This window comes from Thermosynechococcus sp., from assembly GCF_046299655.1.
Lineage (GTDB): Bacteria > Cyanobacteriota > Cyanobacteriia > Thermosynechococcales > Thermosynechococcaceae > Thermosynechococcus.
In genome coordinates this window covers 1-16854 of record NZ_JBKBHZ010000025.1, presented here as the reverse complement: position 1 = coordinate 16854, position 16854 = coordinate 1, and the positions used below count along the sequence as shown (strand labels likewise).

16 protein-coding genes and 1 pseudogene are annotated in these 16854 nt (G+C 53.9%); 10 read left to right on the top strand and 7 right to left on the bottom strand.

Going from position 1 to position 16854, the window contains the following annotated elements; genetic code table 11:
* Positions 1-372 precede the first annotated feature (372 nt).
* From ACK4HN_RS11685 to tsaE, 5 genes are read left to right on the top strand one after another with little or no spacing between them, the layout of a single operon-like run.
* On the top strand, positions 373-1146 hold the full coding sequence (locus ACK4HN_RS11685) for a WecB/TagA/CpsF family glycosyltransferase (protein WP_409850319.1): 774 nt from the start codon (positions 373-375) through the stop codon (positions 1144-1146).
* Positions 1056-1868, top strand: a complete 813-nt coding sequence (gene ftsE / locus ACK4HN_RS11680; protein WP_409869964.1) for a cell division ATP-binding protein FtsE — start codon at positions 1056-1058, stop codon at positions 1866-1868. The genes ACK4HN_RS11685 and ftsE overlap by 91 nt, the downstream gene beginning before the upstream one ends.
* Complete coding sequence (locus tag ACK4HN_RS11675; RefSeq protein WP_409869966.1) at positions 1837-2751, top strand: cell division protein FtsX; 915 nt, start codon at positions 1837-1839, stop codon at positions 2749-2751. The genes ftsE and ACK4HN_RS11675 overlap by 32 nt, the downstream gene beginning before the upstream one ends.
* A 29-nt stretch (positions 2752-2780) precedes the next feature.
* Positions 2781-3473 carry a magnesium protoporphyrin IX methyltransferase gene (gene bchM, locus ACK4HN_RS11670; protein WP_409869967.1) on the top strand — a complete coding sequence of 231 codons (693 nt, stop codon included), beginning with the start codon at positions 2781-2783 and terminating at the stop codon, positions 3471-3473.
* Positions 3474-3932 (top strand): tRNA (adenosine(37)-N6)-threonylcarbamoyltransferase complex ATPase subunit type 1 TsaE, encoded by a 459-nt coding sequence (gene tsaE, locus ACK4HN_RS11665; protein WP_409869969.1) that lies wholly within the window; start codon positions 3474-3476, stop codon positions 3930-3932.
* Here the strand turns inward: tsaE and trmFO are convergent.
* Both trmFO and ACK4HN_RS11655 read right to left on the bottom strand, forming a co-directional pair.
* Positions 3835-5208: an FADH(2)-oxidizing methylenetetrahydrofolate--tRNA-(uracil(54)-C(5))-methyltransferase TrmFO gene (trmFO, locus tag ACK4HN_RS11660; RefSeq protein ID WP_409869971.1), complete on the bottom strand. Its 1374-nt coding sequence runs from the start codon at positions 5206-5208 to the stop codon at positions 3835-3837. The two genes, tsaE and trmFO, sit on opposite strands and share 98 nt — an antisense overlap.
* A 2-nt stretch (positions 5209-5210) precedes the next feature.
* A complete protein-coding gene (locus ACK4HN_RS11655) occupies positions 5211-6605 on the bottom strand; it encodes a cation:proton antiporter (RefSeq protein WP_409869973.1) in 1395 nt (464 codons plus the stop codon).
* Between the two features lie 410 nt (positions 6606-7015).
* Between ACK4HN_RS11655 and ndhM the strand changes: the two genes are divergently transcribed.
* Positions 7016-7351, top strand: coding sequence for a photosynthetic/respiratory NAD(P)H-quinone oxidoreductase subunit M (gene ndhM, locus ACK4HN_RS11650; protein ID WP_409869975.1), 336 nt, complete (start codon positions 7016-7018; stop codon positions 7349-7351).
* Between the two features lie 247 nt (positions 7352-7598).
* Here the strand turns inward: ndhM and ACK4HN_RS11645 are convergent, their stop codons facing one another.
* The 3 genes from ACK4HN_RS11645 to ACK4HN_RS11635 all read right to left on the bottom strand — a co-directional run bounded on the left by ACK4HN_RS11645 (position 7599) and on the right by ACK4HN_RS11635 (position 9724).
* Positions 7599-7769, bottom strand: a complete 171-nt coding sequence (locus ACK4HN_RS11645; RefSeq protein ID WP_011056299.1) for a chlorophyll a/b-binding protein — start codon at positions 7767-7769, stop codon at positions 7599-7601.
* A 115-nt stretch (positions 7770-7884) separates the two neighbouring features.
* A complete protein-coding gene (locus ACK4HN_RS11640) occupies positions 7885-9432 on the bottom strand; it encodes a serine/threonine protein kinase (RefSeq protein ID WP_409869977.1) in 1548 nt (515 codons plus the stop codon).
* A gap of 100 nt (positions 9433-9532) precedes the next feature.
* Complete coding sequence (locus ACK4HN_RS11635; protein WP_409869979.1) at positions 9533-9724, bottom strand: hypothetical protein; 192 nt, start codon at positions 9722-9724, stop codon at positions 9533-9535.
* A 247-nt stretch (positions 9725-9971) separates the two neighbouring features.
* On the opposite strand from ACK4HN_RS11635, the gene ACK4HN_RS11630 reads away from it, so the two are divergent.
* The 3 genes from ACK4HN_RS11630 to ACK4HN_RS11620 all read left to right on the top strand — a co-directional run bounded on the left by ACK4HN_RS11630 (position 9972) and on the right by ACK4HN_RS11620 (position 14401).
* On the top strand, positions 9972-10790 hold the full coding sequence (locus tag ACK4HN_RS11630) for a photosystem II manganese-stabilizing polypeptide (RefSeq protein WP_409869981.1): 819 nt from the start codon (positions 9972-9974) through the stop codon (positions 10788-10790).
* A gap of 13 nt (positions 10791-10803) precedes the next feature.
* A complete protein-coding gene (locus tag ACK4HN_RS11625) occupies positions 10804-12396 on the top strand; it encodes a dipeptide ABC transporter ATP-binding protein (RefSeq protein ID WP_409869983.1) in 1593 nt (530 codons plus the stop codon).
* 121 nt (positions 12397-12517) lie between these two features.
* A complete protein-coding gene (locus ACK4HN_RS11620; protein ID WP_409877716.1) occupies positions 12518-14401 on the top strand; it encodes a PhoX family protein in 1884 nt (627 codons plus the stop codon).
* Here the strand turns inward: ACK4HN_RS11620 and ACK4HN_RS11615 are convergent.
* Positions 14398-15639 carry an FtsW/RodA/SpoVE family cell cycle protein gene (locus ACK4HN_RS11615; protein ID WP_409869987.1) on the bottom strand — a complete coding sequence of 414 codons (1242 nt, stop codon included), beginning with the start codon at positions 15637-15639 and terminating at the stop codon, positions 14398-14400. The two genes, ACK4HN_RS11620 and ACK4HN_RS11615, sit on opposite strands and share 4 nt — an antisense overlap.
* Positions 15640-15752: 113 nt before the next feature.
* Between ACK4HN_RS11615 and trpA the strand changes: the two genes are divergently transcribed.
* A complete protein-coding gene (gene trpA / locus ACK4HN_RS11610) occupies positions 15753-16547 on the top strand; it encodes a tryptophan synthase subunit alpha (RefSeq protein ID WP_409877718.1) in 795 nt (264 codons plus the stop codon).
* Here trpA and ACK4HN_RS11605 read toward each other — a convergent pair.
* Positions 16544-16854: pseudogene (locus tag ACK4HN_RS11605) on the bottom strand (ShlB/FhaC/HecB family hemolysin secretion/activation protein); the annotation flags it as partial. The gene trpA and the pseudogene ACK4HN_RS11605 sit on opposite strands and share 4 nt — an antisense overlap.

Here is a 16854-nt window from a genome sequence, read left to right as displayed (position 1 = left end):
CTGTCACGTTTAAGCCAGTCGTCGAGGATGTCGAACCATCCCCGCTCCGCTGGCGCTCGTCCAATCGCGATCGTCATAAAACTCAACTCCGAACGGAAGTGATAAAGGCAGATTCGTGAGGTAGCTCAATGGGACAATAAGAGCCAAGTTTACGAATCTTAATAACGCCTCTAATCTAGCAAAGGCGTTTTGGGGATTTCAACAAGGCATATCCCGTGGCGTGACCTTGTATATCCGATATAGCCCTTTTGCAGACGATGGGGGCACATGACTAAACCGTTCTCCTGCCCATCAGGCTGTTTTGCCTAGAGTGTTCACTTGCTGTGAAAAGGGCTGTAAGATACTCGGTGTTTCTTGTGCTCAACTTCGCCTATGCGTTACCCCCTTGTGATGCCCACCATTCCCGCAAAAGTCTCAGTTTTCGGACTTCCCCTCCATTTGGTGGACAATGCTCCTGAGTGGTTACTAATGCAGCAGCGGGATGGCCGTGGTCAACACGTGATCACGCTCAATTCAGAAATGGTGATGCTGGCGGAGCGCACACCGGAGTTTGCTGACGTTTTACACCGTGCTGATTTGGTGATTCCCGATGGATCGGGGGTGATTCTCTACCTCAAGTTGCATGGCCTTTCTGTGCGTCGTCTACCGGGGATTGAATTTGCCGAAGCACTGCTGCGGCTCGCCAATGAAGCACCCCAACCCAAGCGAGTCTTTTTCTATGGGGCAGCTCCTGGGGTGGCAGAAAAGGTGGCTGAGCGCTGGCATCGAGAATTACCGAATCTAAAGATTGTGGGCGTGCAATCTGGCTACCATGATGCGGCTACCGAAGTTGCCCTCATTGAAAAGCTGAAAGAGGCACAACCCCACATTATCTTTGTTGCTTTGGGGGTGCCCCGGCAGGAATACTGGATCGATCGCCATCGTCACATTTGCCCAGAGGCGATTTGGGTCGGTGTCGGTGGTAGCTTTGATATTTGGGCTGGGGTGAAAAAACGAGCACCCAAGCTATTCCAAAAGCTTCATTTAGAGTGGCTCTATCGCCTCTATCAAGAACCGTGGCGCTGGCGGCGGATGCTGGCTTTGCCGCAATTTGCATGGAAGGCGATCCTGAGTCGTTGGCATGGGCGACAGCGTTTCTCATCCTGATGACAGCAGTCACCCCAGTGATACCCCCCTGTGAACCAACCTCTAAGGGGGCAATCATTGCCGAACTCTGCCAAGTTACGAAGGTCTTTGGTGGTGCCTTGCCCTGTTTAGATCGGGTCAATCTGCAACTGCGACGGGGAGAGTTTTACTTTCTCACGGGGGCTTCGGGATCGGGGAAATCTACCCTCTTAAAACTTCTTTGTGGTCAACTTCGTCCGGATCAGGGTACTGTTCGCCTATTCGGTGAGGAAGTCAATCCCCAACGGGATCAGCAGATGGCGCAGTTGCGACGGCGGATGGGGGTGATTTTTCAGGATTTTAAGCTCCTTGGCGATCGCTCTGTGGCGGAAAATGTTGCTTTTGCGCTGCTGGTGCGCGGTCTGCCAAAGGCGGAAATTCAACAGCGGGTTCACACTGCCCTGAAACTAGTGGGACTCAGCCACAAAGCCAATGCCAATCCCCAATCGCTGTCGGGGGGAGAGCAGCAGCGGGTGAGCATTGCACGGGCGATCGTTGGTGGGCCTGAGCTATTGCTGGCGGATGAACCCACGGGTAATCTGGATCCGCAAACCAGCCAGCAAATTCTTGCCCTGCTCCATCGCCTCCATCAACATGGGTTAACAGTCCTCTTTACCACCCATGACTTAGCCTTGACTCGCTTAGTTCCCCATCCAATTCTCCATTTGCACCATGGCAAACTTGAGTCCCTTCCCCACCCTTGACTTTTTGCTGCCAGAAGTGCGCCGCAGTCTTTGGCGCGGTGGTTGGCTCAATGGCGCAGCCGTCATTGCTGTGGCCGTGACGCTTTTTATCTTTGGTTGGGGCTGGCAAGTGTCGCAACTCCTTGGCGCTAGTGTCGAGTCCTTGGGGAATCGGCTAGAAATTACGGCCTATGTGTCCCCTGATCTTCCCGCGGCCAAGGTGGCCAGCCTCAAGGAGCAGTTAGCGGCATTACCGGGGGTAGCCAACTTCACTTGGATTGATCGCGATCGCGCTTGGGCAGAATTGCAAGCTGATTTAGGCCTCAAACATGAACAGGGTGGCTTAGACCTCTTTGACACCAATCCCCTCAGTGATGAAATCAAGATTCGTGCTCAAAGCCTCGAACAGGTGGTTCCCTTAGCCAGCCAAATTGCCCAAAAGGAAGGCATTGAGTCTGTGCAGTATCTTGAGCGCGCCCTAACAGGCCTGCAAAGTCTGCAACGAGTGGTGCGGGGAGTCACGTTCATTTTGGTGCTCCTCCTGGGTGTAACGGTCGTTGCTCTGGTGAGCGCTATTTTGCGGTTGATTATCCTTGTACGCCAACCTGAAATTGAGATCATGACATTGGTGGGCGCTACCCAAACTTGGATCTACACCCCCCTATTTATTCAAGCCGCTAGCCTAGGAGGCGGCGGTGGTTTACTAGCGTGGATGGTTGGTTGGGGCAGTAGTCGACAACTTCAGCAGTGGTTAGCCCAACAGGCCAGTTTTCACGCCCTTGCCAGCAATGTCTCCCTTGAATGGTCGGTGGGCTTGGGGGTCTTCCTGATCATCATTGGGGTGATTTTGGGGCTAGTGAGCACCCGATTGGCACTGCAAACCACAGTCCCTATGCCACAATAATTGGGGCAATAACGATTCATCAGGAACTTATGACACAATCTACGGCTGACGAAAAGGCAATTGTGCAAAACTACTTCAACACCACGGGGTTCGATCGCTGGCGGCGCATCTATGGCACGGATCCGGTCAGCAAGGTGCAAGCGGATATCCGCATGGGACACCAACAAACCATTGATACGGTGCTGGCATGGCTCAAAGCGGATGGCTCCCTCAAGGGTAAGCTGATCTGTGATGCGGGCTGTGGTGTTGGCAGTTTGAGCATTCCCCTAGCAGCATTGGGGGCACGGGTCTATGCCAGTGACATTTCTGAGAAGATGGTGGCCGAAGCTCGCGATCGCGCCGCTGCTCAGTTGAATGGCCACCATGAACTGATCTTGAGTGTCAGCGATCTGGAGGCGCTGCGGGGACAATATCACATCGTGATTTGCCTTGATGTCTTGATCCACTATCCCGACAGCCAAATGGCGCGAATGCTAGCCTACTTGAGTTCCTTGGCAATGGAGCGATTGATTGTCAGTTTTGCCCCCAAAACCCCAAAATATACCCTCCTCAAGAAGATTGGCGAATTCTTCCCCGGCGCCAGTAAAACCACCCGTGCCTATCTCCACAGCGAGGAATTGATTGTCGGCATTTTGCGGGACTTGGGTTGGCGGATTGAGCGCAGTGCCATGACCAAAACCCGCTTTTACTTTTCGCGACTCCTCGAAGCTGTGCGAGCCTAAATGACGAGCCTCAACCTGAGCTTGACAGAACTGCAAGCCTTGGGGCGCCAGTGGGGGACATGGCTGCCGGCGGGAACGGTGCTCTTGTTAGTAGGGGAACTGGGAGCAGGGAAAACGACATTTGTACAGGCTTTAGGGGAAGGACTGGGAATTACTGAGGTCATCCAAAGTCCCACCTTCACACTAATTCAGGAATATGCCGAGGGGCGCGTCCCTCTCTATCACCTTGATCTCTATCGTCTCACTCCCGCTGAGGTGGCGGAGCTGGCGCCAGAACGCTATTGGCTTGGGGAAGAAATTGATCTGGGAATTGTTGCCATTGAGTGGCCCGATCGCCTGCCCACCTTGCCCTCCGCCTACCTTAGGCTCCAGCTTCAACGACAGCAGGATCGCACCCGTCTAACTCTAGAGGCTGTAGGGACAGCGACATCGCTGTTGCCCAAGTGTTTAAATCCCTAAGGGCGCGATCGCGATAGGCGGCATAGCGCAAAGCCTTTTGGCGAACCTTTTGCTCCAAGGGCGGCAAAATACCAAAGTTGGGGGGCATGGGCTGGAAGGTTTTGCTCTCCGCCGTACTGATGTAGTGAAACAACGCGCCGGCCATCGTGGTTGGGGGCAAGACCAAGGGTGCCAGTCCCCGTGCTAAGCGAGCGGCATTGGTTCCCGCTAACCAGCCGCCGGCGACCGCAGCGCTGTATCCCTCCGTACCCGTAATTTGACCCGCCGCCAAGAGAGTGGGGCGATCGCGAAACTGGAGACTAGCACTCAACAACTTGGGTGCATTTAAGAAGGTATTGCGGTGCATCACCCCCATGCGCACAAACTCCGCCTGCTCTAAACCGGGGATCATCCGAAAAACCCGCTGCTGCTCCCCCCAGCGCAGATTCGTTTGAAACCCCACCAAGTTCCACAGTTGACCGTGACGATCCTCTTGGCGCAGTTGAGCCACTGCATAGGGACGCTCTCCGGTGCGCGGATGCCGCAAGCCCACGGGTTTCAAAGGTCCAAATCGCAGCGTATCTACTCCCCGCCGTGCCAACTCCTCAATGGGTAAACAGGCTTCAAAAAATTGGGCATTCTCGCGCTCAAAGTCTTTGAGAGGGGTCTGTTCGGCCTCACAGAGGGCCTGCCAAAACCGCAGATATTCCTCGGCGGTGAAGGGACAGTTGAGATAGGCCGCTTCGCCGCGATCATAACGCGAGGCCAGAAAGGCCACCTCGCGGTTAATGGACTCCCCAACCACAATGGGGCTGGCGGCATCGAAGAAACTCAGGTAGTCCAGTCCTGTAAAGCGCTGGAGATCAGCACTCAGGGCTTCACTTGTGAGCGGTCCAGTGGCCAATACCACAATGCCCCCTTCTGGCAGGCGAGTTAGCTCTTCGCGCCGCAAGGTAATTAGGGGATGACGCTCAAGGGTTGTGGTTAGCTCACGACTAAACTGGGCGCGATCCACCGCTAGGGCACCTCCGGCGGGTACTTGATGGCGATCAGCGGTGGCGATAATCAACGAGCCTAGAGCACGCAGTTCATGGTGCAATAACCCCGTGGCGCGATCGCTCGCCTTGGCACCAAAGGAGTTACTGCACACCAACTCTGCCAACTCTGCCGTATGGTGGGCTGGACTGGCCACTTGGGGGCGCATTTCATACAACACCACCGGCAAACCCGCACGGGCAATTTGCCAAGCCGCTTCTGTACCGGCTAAACCACCGCCAATGACCGTAATCGGTTCCATTGCTATCCTTCTGGGGGAGACTCCACTGCCACATCCGAGGTGGGTAACGCCTCTGTCTCTGGCTTGAAGACCAAACGCAACAGAGGAGGCGCAACGAACGTGGTCACAATCACCATCACGATAATGCCAGCATCTAGAGCCTTCGAGAGCACACCACTGGCCGACCCCACAGCCGCAAAAATCAAGCCCACTTCACCGCGCGGCACCATACCAATGCCAATAGCCCAACGGTTAATCCCCGGCTGACCAAAGACGGTTACCCCTGCTACCACCTTACCAACAATGGCCACCAAGACAAGGAAGGAGGCAATAATCAGACCTGCACGATTGGCCGGTTCTTGGGGATTGAGGACACTAATATCGGTGCGTGCGCCAACACAAACAAAGAACACTGGCACCAACATATCGGCAATGGGTAAAATCTGCTCCTCTAGCTCACGCCGCTTCTCTGTTTCCCCGAGGACTAAGCCAGCAGTAAAAGCACCGAGAATCGCTTCCAGTTGCAGGATCACGGCCACATAACCAAGGACAAAGGCAAAGATAAGAGAGGGAATCAGTAAGTTGCCGCGCGTTGTCAGGCGATCCACCATCCCCAGAAAGAAGGGACTCAGCAGCCGTCCCACAACAACAGACCCGACCAAAAAGACCACAGAGCTAATGATTAAGTAGATCACATTGCTGATCTCGACCGTGCCGGTTTTGGCTAGACTGGCCACCACTGCCAGCACAATAATGCCGAGAATGTCATCGAGAACGGCTGCCCCAATAATGATTTGACCTTCCGGAGAAGTGAGGCGTTGAATTTCCGCAAGGACTTTGGCTGTGATCCCAATACTGGTTGCCGTGAGAGCTGCACCGGCAAAGATGGCGGGTACCAAGTCCACATGAAACAGCGTCACGAGGCCAAAAGTTCCCGCAACAAAGGGAGCTACCACCCCCACCACGGCGACGACAGCCGCTTGGGGCCCCACCTTGAGCAAGCCCTCTAAATCCGATTCCAAGCCAATCTCAAACAGCAGGATCATGACGCCAATTTCCGAGAGCACCGAAATCACTTCGCTGGCAGTATTGGCAACCACTGAAGCGACAGTGCCATCCATGCCTGACGTCTGCTGAATAAAGGTCGTTAGCACGGAGGGTTCCGTTGCCCCCCCTTCGGAAAAGACCAACAGGTGCAAGACAGAAATACCCACGACTACACCGCCCACCAGCTCCCCCAGTACCGGCGGAAAGTTAATGCGGGCACAAATTTCACCGCCGACTTTGCTGGCAAAGTAGATCACCACCAAACTCAGCAAAACAGCCGCCAAGATCAATGGACCTGCTTCCGCCAAGTTCACTGATTCTGCCGCAGTATTGGCAAGAAAAGGTTGCACAGGTAACGCGATCCAGGGCATAGGGGCAACTCTTAAAAACTCTTTCCCTAAGTTAACCACGCCTTCCCCTTCTGCTCAACCTTAGAATTTAGACGAACCTAATCCTGTGCCTTGTTGTCTAACTGCAATGGTATTTTGAGGGGGTTACTTTTTATAGGTTTTTATACGGGGTTATAGGGGCATTTCGTACCGCCAATCTAGCCTTGGGGGCACTGGCCAAGTGATTGCAGAGGTGATGCTGTCTTGAGGTCATCAAATTAATTTTTTTTGATTTTTTCACCAGACACAGCCTAGGGGCCAGCGCAGTGGCCTTCCTGATTCTTGGGGCAAGCCATGAGTTTTTCTAAACTTTCTGCCAAACTGTTCTTGGTAATGTTCTTGGTATAGTAGAGGCATTAACCAACTCCTGTCCACTCGTCGCTGGGTTAGCCATGCTACTGAAGTCCACAACGCGCCACATCCACATCTATGCCGGCTATGTGGTTGATGGTACAGTTTACTCTGATACAGAAACGCTGACGCTGAATGTGGATCCCGATAACGAGTTGGAGTGGAACGACGCCGCCCTTGCGAAGGTGGAAGCCAAGTTTCAGGAATTGGTGGCCAATGCGGCAGGCGAAGAGCTGACGGAGTACAATCTACGGCGGATTGGCTCAGACTTGGAGCACTTTATTCGCTCGTTACTGATGAAAGGGGAAATTGGCTATAACCTCAATAGCCGTGTGCGTAACTACAGTCTGGGAATTCCCCGTGTGAATCACTCCTAGATTCATTCATTCTCAATCGCAAATCATTCAACAGATACTTTGACAGCAGCATTTCCCGCTACCGTCCCTCTATTCAGCTTCGATCTATAAGGGGAATGTCATCCTTTCCCTTGGTGGTTGTCACGTTGTTGCGGGCGTGCCCTCTTTGAGACAAAGACTGTGTTTAGCCGTCATTGGCCAAAAAAAAGAGGCCATTGCTGACCTCAAGTGACACTTTGACCGCTGAAAATTGGGAGAGAGTTAAGGTCTAAAGGAGACCCCAGAAATGAAGCACGCCTTGTTTGGTGATCAATTCTGTGAGTAGCGCTGCCACAAAGCCAATCATGGCAAGGCGACCGTTCCAGATTTCAGCTTGGGGGGTAAACCCAAACACCCATGCGTTGCGATCTTCTGCTTTGATGGTTTTGGTATCTTCCATGGTTTTGACTCCTGATCGAACCCTGTACCCTCACTGTAACAATTCTTTACCAATTGCGCAACATCTCTTAATATATTTTTCTCTATTGCTGCCCTAGAGGGCGATCGCAGTATCCCTAGTCAATGACTGTGGCCGTCTTGACGTTTTCTAGCTTGGCCAAAATTTGCGGCTTGTAGTTTTCAAACTCTCCCTTGAGCAGGTTGCGGCTAACGGTTGCTGGGGCTGAACTGGGCAAGCTTTTGCTGGTTTGCAGCCAATCCCGTAGCAGTTGCCGCTGGAAGGTGGCGATCGTAAACATGCGAACATTGATACAGTGTTGCGGATCCTCAAGGGAGAAAAAGAGCAGCGGATAATAGCCGGTCTCCGAGAGCAAAACGCAAAGTTCTTGATTACGGGGTAATTTCATATCCAAATAACAGGGCAACCAGCGGGGACCTTGCTTGGGATCGTAGATGGCGGTAATCCAGAGGATCATCGGGTGGGGACTGGTGGTAAAGAGAAACTGGTTGTAGCGAATATTGAGCATGCGGCGATCGATCTCTGCCCGAGGCAACATCACCCACAGCGACGCCGCTGATTCCCGTTGCGCATATAAGGGCATGGGGAAGACAATTTCCGCTACGGGTTTATCAGCAGGCCAAACACTTTGCCAGCAGACTTCTTCAACCGTTGCAAGGGCAACAGGCGGTTGCGATCGCCGTTCTGAAGGTTGAGAAACTTTTGCAGCGACCTCTACCCCCGGCTGGGTGACTCGACCACTACCAAACTGTTCCTCAAGAGCGGTGAGCACCTTAATAATTTCACCCATGTTTTGGGGGCGATCGCTGGGGGATTTGGCCATACAGGCCATAATGAGTTCCTCAAGGGCAGGGGGAAGATGTAGCCCCGGACTCGCCACACTAAAAGGTACAGGCTTCTGAAAGTGGTGCGCCTTAAACCAACTGCCAATGGAGTGGGTTTCCGCCTGAATGGGCATCTTGCCTGTGAGTAGCTCATACATGGTGATGCCTAGACTATAGATATCCGAGCGGTGATCCAATTCCCGCCCTTCAATTTGCTCGGGCGAACAGTAGGCCAAAGTGCCCATAAATGAAGAGGTTTGTCCTTTTTCAGACAGATCCCCCAAAAATTTGGCAATCCCAAAATCCAATATCTTAGCAAGTTCCCCCATCGTGCTGTCCTGAATTACAAGGACATTGCTGGGTTTGATGTCGCGGTGGATAATGGGACATTTTTGGCCTTCGATCACAATTCCCTCATGAGCCACTTGGAGACCAAGGCACATATGGCGGGCAATTCGCAAAAATCGGCTTAGGGGCAAGGGAGCTTCCAAAAGCAAATCACTGAGGTTTTCCCCTTGTAAAAATTCCATGACATAGAAGGGAATTTCCTCACTATTCATGCCGTAGTCGAGTACCCGTACCACGTGCATACTTTTCTGGCCGAGGAGAGCACCGGCTCGCGCCTCTTGGGCAAAGCGGGTTTTCATGCGGTCGTTGAGCAGGGTCTGAGAGAGAAACTTAACGGCAACAGGAACCCCTCCTAAAAGAATGTCCTCCGCGCGATACACCCGCCCCATTGAGCCTTTGCCAATCAGCTCTGTGAGCTGATACCGATTCATGAGAACTTGGCCAATATTGGTATCACGGGACGGATTTGACATAGTTGCCTCAAGGGGAAGTCAGTTGGCGAGATCGCAAACAGGCAAGCATTGCGTTGTTCGATGCTCTATAAAGTTATTATGTCTGTTGTTCCGAGAATCTTTAGGTTCTGTTGATCATGACCTGCAGTTGCCCATTTTCACTCTTGCCTGTGGCAATGACGCCCGCTTTGTTGTCCACTAGTTGCAAAGTGCTTAAGACGGATTCAATGCGATAGCTGCAATTCGAAGCAAGGCTCTCAGTACCATTGACAACATCGGCAACAAAAACAGCAAATAACTCGCTGTCATCCATACATCCACTCCTGCTCCTGCTTTTTTACTAGTTTACTTTGCCGCTCAACACGCACAGAGATCGGTCATTTATTTTTTCTCTTTTTAGATTAAAACATCTGCGAAAATTTCCTCTCTGAGGCGATCGCAAACCTCCGTATAATCATGGATTGATAAGGTAGTCGTATGGCTGCCTTCACTGGACTCTTACGCAGGGGTATCTCCCACACTCTGACTGCTTTGAGATACTTTGACTTCTGAGGTTAACCATGAAATATCGCATTTTAATGGCGACTCTGCTGGCGGTATGTCTAGGGATTTTTGCCTTGAGCGCCCCCGCCTTTGCCGCAAAACAGACTTTAACCTATGACGATATTGTCGGTACAGGTCTGGCCAACAAGTGCCCCACCCTTGATGATACAGCGCGGGGTGCCTACCCCATTGATAGCTCCCAAACCTATCGCATTGCCCAACTGTGCTTGCAGCCCACGACTTTTTTGGTCAAGGAAGAGCCGAAGAACAAACGCCAAGAGGCCGAATTTGTTCCCACAAAACTGGTGACCCGCGAAACCACAAGCTTGGATCAAATTCAAGGGGAACTCAAGGTCAACAGCGATGGCAGCCTCACGTTTGTGGAAGAGGATGGGATTGACTTCCAACCCGTGACCGTGCAAATGCCCGGTGGTGAGCGCATCCCACTGCTCTTTACAGTGAAAAACTTGGTGGCGACCACTCAGCCCAACATTAGCAGCATCACCACTTCAACGGATTTCAAGGGGGAATTTAACGTTCCTTCCTACCGCACCGCCAACTTCCTTGATCCCAAAGGACGGGGCTTGGCCTCTGGCTATGACTCAGCGATCGCCCTTCCCCAAGGTAAAGAAGAAGAACTGGCTCGCGCCAACGTCAAGCGCTTCTCCCTCACCAAGGGTGAAATTGCTCTGAATGTGGCGAAAGTGGATGGCCGTACGGGTGAAATTGCTGGCACCTTTGAAAGTGAGCAACTCTCCGATGATGATATGGGCGCCCATGAACCTCACGAAGTGAAAATTCAAGGGGTCTTTTACGCCCGTATCGAACCTGCCTAGGACCAAGACACAAATGGCGACTCTTTTAGAACTCAGAGAATTGCGGGTCGCCTACCCCCCAACGGAGACATCATCTACTGCAGCATTCGTGGTGGATGGTGTTTCCTTTTGTGTGGCTGCCGGAGAGCGCTTTGGCTTGGTGGGGGAGTCGGGTTGTGGCAAATCCACGATTGGTAAGGCCATTTTGCAGTTGTTACCGCCGCGGTCACAGGTTTCTGGCGCGATTACCCTGCGGGGGCAATCCCTTTTGGGGCTGAGCGCTTCGCAGTTGCGGCGGCTGCGGGGCGAGCAAATTGGCTTGGTCTTTCAGGATCCGATGACGCGCCTCAATCCCCTAATGAGCATCTACGAGCACTGCGATGAGCTATTGCGGAGTCATTGGCCTAGGTTGAGTCGCCCTCAGCGGCGGCAGCGGATTGTTGAGGTGCTAGATCGCGTGAGAATCCCCCCCAATCGCCTCCATCAGTATCCCCATGAGTTGAGTGGGGGTATGCGCCAACGGGTGGCGATCGCCCTTGCGTTGCTGTTGAATCCGCCGCTGATCATTGCCGATGAACCGACAACGGCGCTGGATGTCACCGTTGCAGCGGAAATTCTCGATGAACTCACGCGCCTGTGCCAAGAGGAGCAGCGGGGGCTACTCCTCATTTCCCACGATCTGGCACTGATAGCCAAATATTGCGATCGCCTTGCGGTGATGCACCAAGGTAAGATTGTTGAATTGGGAGCCGCTCGCCAAGTCCTGCACCAGCCGCAACATCCCTATACCCAATCGCTACTCGCTGCCCGCCAACTGCCCTGCCGAGAGTCTCCGCCCTTGGACAAGACGCCGCCATTGCTACAGGTGCATAATCTACAGCGGCACTACCGCTTGGGGGGATGGCTACAACCCCAGATTATCATTCGTGCTGTAGATGGTGTCGATCTCACGTTGCGCCGCGGCGAAACCCTCGGCCTCGTGGGCGAATCGGGCTGCGGCAAAAGTACGCTCTCGCGCTTGATTCTGCAACTGATTCCCGCCAATGCCGGTGAAGTGGTGTTCTTGGGGCGCAATTTAACTCACTTGCCAGCAGCACAACTGCGCACAGCCCGCCGCGATCTGCAAATGATTTTCCAAGACCCCCATGCCTGCCTCAACCCGAAAATGACCGTGGGGCAAAATTTGCTGGAGCCACTGCTGATTCATCGGCTGATGGCAAAAGAGGCTGCCCAAGAACAGGTACGCGAGATGTTAGCCAAAGTGGAATTAACCCCCCCTGAAGTGTACGTGCACCGCTATCCCCATGCCCTATCGGGAGGACAACGCCAACGGGTGGCGATCGCCCGCGCCCTGATTACCCACCCGCAACTGGTGGTTTGTGACGAACCAGTGAGCATGCTCGATGCCCACATTCAACGGCAGGTGTTGGCACTGATGCAGCAGTTAAAAGAACAGTTGCAACTCACCTATCTCTTTATTACCCACGATCTGGCGGTGGCGCGGAGTTTTTGCGATCGCATTGCAGTGATGTACGCTGGCAAAATTGTGGAACTTGCCCCCACAGCCCAACTCTTTGCCCAACCGCAGCATCCCTACACGCAAAAGCTCCTTGCTGCTGCCCTGTAGTTGCTCTGGGTCACCCCGAAAGAGAGCAACTTCTTTCCCCAGCCTTTAACTACCTTTAACGTTTGTTGTTTAACCTAATCGCGTAGGTCGTTTACACGGTTAGCAATCAGGGCAGTGAGGTATGGGAGAGTACTTTGGTGACATTTTGCAGCGGACGCTACGGCGGCGGGATTTTCTCAAAACGGCCCTTTGGGGAGCTGCCGGCTTGGCTATCAGCAGTCTGGAGGAGAAGGTGGCTCTCTCCTTGCCTGCCCCAAGCTTTGCGACTATTTACCCGAATGGGGAGGACAAAATCACTTTGCCAGCGGGATTCCAGTATGGCTTGGTGATTCGCTGGGGCGATGCCCTTGATAATGGCCCGCATCTGGATTGGAATGCTGTGCACGAGCAAGTTACAGCAGCCATGGTGGAGCGGCAGAAGCACTGCTTTGGCTACAATTGCGATTTTGTCGGCTATGTTGAGGCGCCTCGCGGGCGACGCCTCTTGGTTGTTAATCACGAATACACCAATCCAGAACTCATGTTTCAAGGCTTTGAGGGGCGACCCAATCGCTGGCAAGCCGCCCTACAACGGGAAGCTCATGGCCTTTCGGTCGTAGAAATTCGCCCCCACCAACAGGGGGGATGGCACTATGTGCAAGGCTCTCCCTACAATCGTCGCATTACTGGCTCCACGCCCTGTCAAATTGGCGGCCCCCTGCAGGGGCATCCTCTGATGTGCACCCAATATGATCCCCGGGGCAGACTGGTCTATGGCACCCTCAACAACTGCGCTGCCGGCAAGACGCCTTGGGGCACCATTCTCACCTGCGAGGAGAACTTTCACAGCTATTTTGGAGGCAGCGAGGCATCACTGAGCGGCCAAGTGCGGGAACTGCACAAGCGCTATGGGGTTCCCAGCGATCGCGCCGATCGCTATGGGTTTTATCTCTACGAAAATCGGTTCAATATTGAAAAAGAACCCAACGAGGCCTTTCGCTTTGGCTGGGTAGTGGAGGTCGATCCCCTCAATCCCAATCGTGCGGCGGTGAAGCGCACTGCCTTGGGTCGGTTCCGCCACGAGGCGGCCACAACGGTCATTGCTCCAGATGGGCGCGTGGTGGTTTATATGGGGGATGATGCGCGCTTTGAATACATCTATAAATTCGTCAGCCAAGGCCAATACAACCCCCGCCAGCGGGAGGCCAATTGGGGACTGCTGGATGAAGGAACGCTGTATGTTGCTCGCTTTAACGAGAACTTGGGGGGTGAGTGGCTGCCAATTGCCACCATTCAAGGGCGAAAAATTCTCCCCAATCCCGCCCTGCCCGATCCTTTTCAGGCGAATCCGGGCCTATGCCTCATCAATAGCCGCGGGGCTGCTGATGCCCTAGGCGCAACCAAAATGGATCGCCCTGAAGATGTGGAGTGGAACCCCGTCACCAAGACTGTCTGGGCAGCCTTGACCTACAATGAGCGGCGCACAGCCAGCGATCGCGCCAACCCCCGCTCCGAAAACGTCATGGGGCATGTTCTCGAAATTGCTGAAGCCGGCGGGAACCCCACCGCAGTGCGCTTTCAGTGGCAGATTCCTCTGCTGTGTGGTGAACCAGCGGCAGCGGTTCCCCATCGTCAACTCCTCCTCTACGGGCAAGCTGTGGACAAAACCGTGCCAGCCATTTCAGCACCCGATAACTTTGCCTTTGATGCACGGGGCAATGTTTGGATTACAACTGATGGCAACCCTGCCCCAAGTCGGCTCCAGAAAAATGATGGCGTTTATGTTCTCAATCCCTCTGGCCGCGAGTTCAAGATGTTTCTCTCAGGGGTGCCAGGCTGTGAAATCTGTGGTCCTGAGTTTAGCAGCGACTATCGCACCTTCTTTTGTGCCATTCAGCATCCGGGGGAAGGGGCTAAATCCACCGCTGAGCTGCCAACACGTTGGCCCTATGACGAAAAGGTGGTTGTGCCTCGGCCCTCGGTGATTGCCGTATGGCGCCCAGATGGCCGTGAAATTTCAGCTTAGGGCCTGCGGTTAGAGGAGCGACTCATCCCCTGCGGGCGTAGGGGAACGACCGCCGCGGCACGACGGCGGCGAGTGGGTTGAGTGGGCGGGGCATTGGGGAAAGCAATCACCTCTGCCGGTTGCGCCTCGCGGGCACAGCGAATCAACAGGCCAGCGATCGCCATACTCGCCATAATTGAGCTTCCGCCATAGCTAAAGAGGGGAAAAGGCAACCCTGTGGTCGGTAACAGCCCAATGGCCACAGCAATATTAATCAAGGCCTGGAGGAGCATGATCACCGTTGCCCCCAAGGCAATGAGTTGGACAAGGGGATCCCGCGCCCGATTCACCACCCGCATTCCCAACCATCCGTAGGCCGCCAGGAGGGCCAAGAGTAACAGGCACCCCAACAGTCCCATTTCCTCGGCATAGACCGCAAAAATAAAATCTGTGTGCTGAATGGGCAAGTAGGAAAGCTTTTGCTGGGAAAAGCCATAGCCTGCCCCAAAAACGCCCCCCGAAGCAACGGCCAAAAGACTCTGCACCAGTTGGTAGCCATCTCCCATTGCATCCGCCCAAGGGTTGAAGAAGGACATGATCCGCCGCCGTTGATACTCATTAATGCTGATACTCAGTACTGCTAAGCCTAAGCCACTCATGGCGGTTAACAGCAGGGGCGCCAAGGGTAAACCCGCACCGAGGGCAATCAGCCATAACGTCATACCACAGAGAGCGGTTGTGCTGAGGTTCGGTTGAATTAAAATCCCCAGCAGCGTCAGGGCAAAGGCCGTGATCCAAAAACAGCGCGCCTTCAGGTGCAGCCGCCGCCAAGCATTAAAGACCCACGCTGCTTGCAGAACTAAAAAAGGCTTCATCATCTCCGAGGGCTGGAGTTGAAAAGCGCCAAGACTAATCCAGCGGGTGGCGCCCATCACTGTGGTTCCGACCCCCGGTAGTCGTGTTGCCCAGATCAAGAGCAGAAACAAAAAGAAGCCCGGAATGGCCATCTGGAGCGATCGCCGCAACGGCAATCGTAAAAACAACTGGAATCCTGCCCAGCCAAGGGCAAGCCATAGCAGCTGGCGGGTAAAGTAGTACAGCCCATCCCCTGTTTCAGCCAAGCCCACGGGAAAACTAGCGGAAAAGAGGACGACCAACCCAAGACCAATCCACACTAGGGTCAACCAGTGGAGCAATCGCGCTTCTAGGGTCCACTGCTGCAGGCGATCGCCAAAGGGGAGAAAATGCCACCAATTCACGCTTAGATGACCCTCACTGGCATTGGCCACTATCTGTATCTCATATTCTAGAAAAGGGCTGTCTCTAATCTGGCACAATTGTTATGCATCCTTGAGAGCGATTGCCCGTGACTGTGCCTACCATTTCTGAACGCTTTGAGCAATGTCGTGCCCGTCAACGCTGTGCCCTAATTCCCTTTTTGACCGCCGGTGACCCTGATTTAGAGACCACGGTTGCTGCCCTCAAAACCTTGGATGCCCATGGCGCAGATTTGATTGAACTGGGAATGCCCTATTCGGATCCCTTGGCCGATGGTCCAGTGATTCAGGCAGCCGCCACCCGCGCCCTGCAACGAGGAACTCGCCTCGAAGCCGTCTTAGAAATGACAACGGACTTGCACCGCCAACTAAGGGCACCACTGATTTTATTTACCTACTACAATCCCATCTATCATCGGGGGGTCTCTTTATTTCTGAAAGCCGTTGCCCAAGCCGGGATCAAGGGGTTAGTGATTCCCGATCTGCCCCTTGAGGAAGCGGAACCCGTACTCGCGCAGACAGCGAATCTAGGCTTGGAATTGACACTACTGATTGCACCCACCACATCCCCAGACCGAATGCGGGCGATCGCCACCGCTTCCCAAGGATTTATTTACCTTGTCAGCACTACGGGTGTGACTGGCATGCGTCAACAAATGGCCGCGCGGGTTCAGGAACTGTTACACACCCTACGCCAGATCACTCCAAAGCCGATTGGGGTCGGGTTCGGCATTGCCAGTCCCGATCATGCCCGCCAGGTCCGCGATTGGGGTGCTGATGCCGCCATTGTCGGCAGTGCCTTTGTCAAACGTCTGGCCGAACCCGATCAGGGGGTTGCCGCTGTCGCCGAGTTTTGTCAGGCACTCCGCACAGCCCTCGATACACCCTAGGGACGCACGGTCAACGTAAAGTAAATGCCATCGGACTGTAAACTACGGGTTTGACCGGGCAGACCAATCAACGGCACCGCGTACTGGAACTGAATGTCAAGGTTTCGGGTCGGTTGCACCAAGAGTCCCATGCCGAGACCGGCAATCACATTATTAGGCACGGCACCTGCAGGATTGCGGCTATTGTTCCAGACGACCCCCAGATCAAAGAGGGGAGCAAGGGAAATCAGGGGGCGACGATTGGCGGTACGCAGCACAGGAAAACGGGCTTCCCCAGAGAACCGCAGGCCATTATCCCCGGAAAGGG

Excerpts from the sequence above, each read along its gene's own strand:
- ACK4HN_RS11685 (WP_409850319.1), top strand. The coding sequence starts at position 373 with ATGCGTTACCCCCTTGTGATGCCCACCATTCCCGCAAAAGTCTCAGTT.
- ACK4HN_RS11675 (WP_409869966.1), top strand. The coding sequence starts at position 1,837 with ATGGCAAACTTGAGTCCCTTCCCCACCCTTGACTTTTTGCTGCCAGAA.
- bchM (WP_409869967.1), top strand. The coding sequence starts at position 2,781 with ATGACACAATCTACGGCTGACGAAAAGGCAATTGTGCAAAACTACTTC.
- tsaE (WP_409869969.1), top strand. The coding sequence starts at position 3,474 with ATGACGAGCCTCAACCTGAGCTTGACAGAACTGCAAGCCTTGGGGCGC.
- trmFO (WP_409869971.1), bottom strand. The coding sequence starts at position 5,208 with ATGGAACCGATTACGGTCATTGGCGGTGGTTTAGCCGGTACAGAAGCG.
- ACK4HN_RS11655 (WP_409869973.1), bottom strand. The coding sequence starts at position 6,605 with ATGCCCTGGATCGCGTTACCTGTGCAACCTTTTCTTGCCAATACTGCG.
- ndhM (WP_409869975.1), top strand. The coding sequence starts at position 7,016 with ATGCTACTGAAGTCCACAACGCGCCACATCCACATCTATGCCGGCTAT.
- ACK4HN_RS11645 (WP_011056299.1), bottom strand. The coding sequence starts at position 7,769 with ATGGAAGATACCAAAACCATCAAAGCAGAAGATCGCAACGCATGGGTG.
- ACK4HN_RS11640 (WP_409869977.1), bottom strand. The coding sequence starts at position 9,432 with ATGTCAAATCCGTCCCGTGATACCAATATTGGCCAAGTTCTCATGAAT.
- ACK4HN_RS11635 (WP_409869979.1), bottom strand. The coding sequence starts at position 9,724 with ATGGATGACAGCGAGTTATTTGCTGTTTTTGTTGCCGATGTTGTCAAT.
- ACK4HN_RS11630 (WP_409869981.1), top strand. The coding sequence starts at position 9,972 with ATGAAATATCGCATTTTAATGGCGACTCTGCTGGCGGTATGTCTAGGG.
- ACK4HN_RS11625 (WP_409869983.1), top strand. The coding sequence starts at position 10,804 with ATGGCGACTCTTTTAGAACTCAGAGAATTGCGGGTCGCCTACCCCCCA.
- ACK4HN_RS11620 (WP_409877716.1), top strand. The coding sequence starts at position 12,518 with ATGGGAGAGTACTTTGGTGACATTTTGCAGCGGACGCTACGGCGGCGG.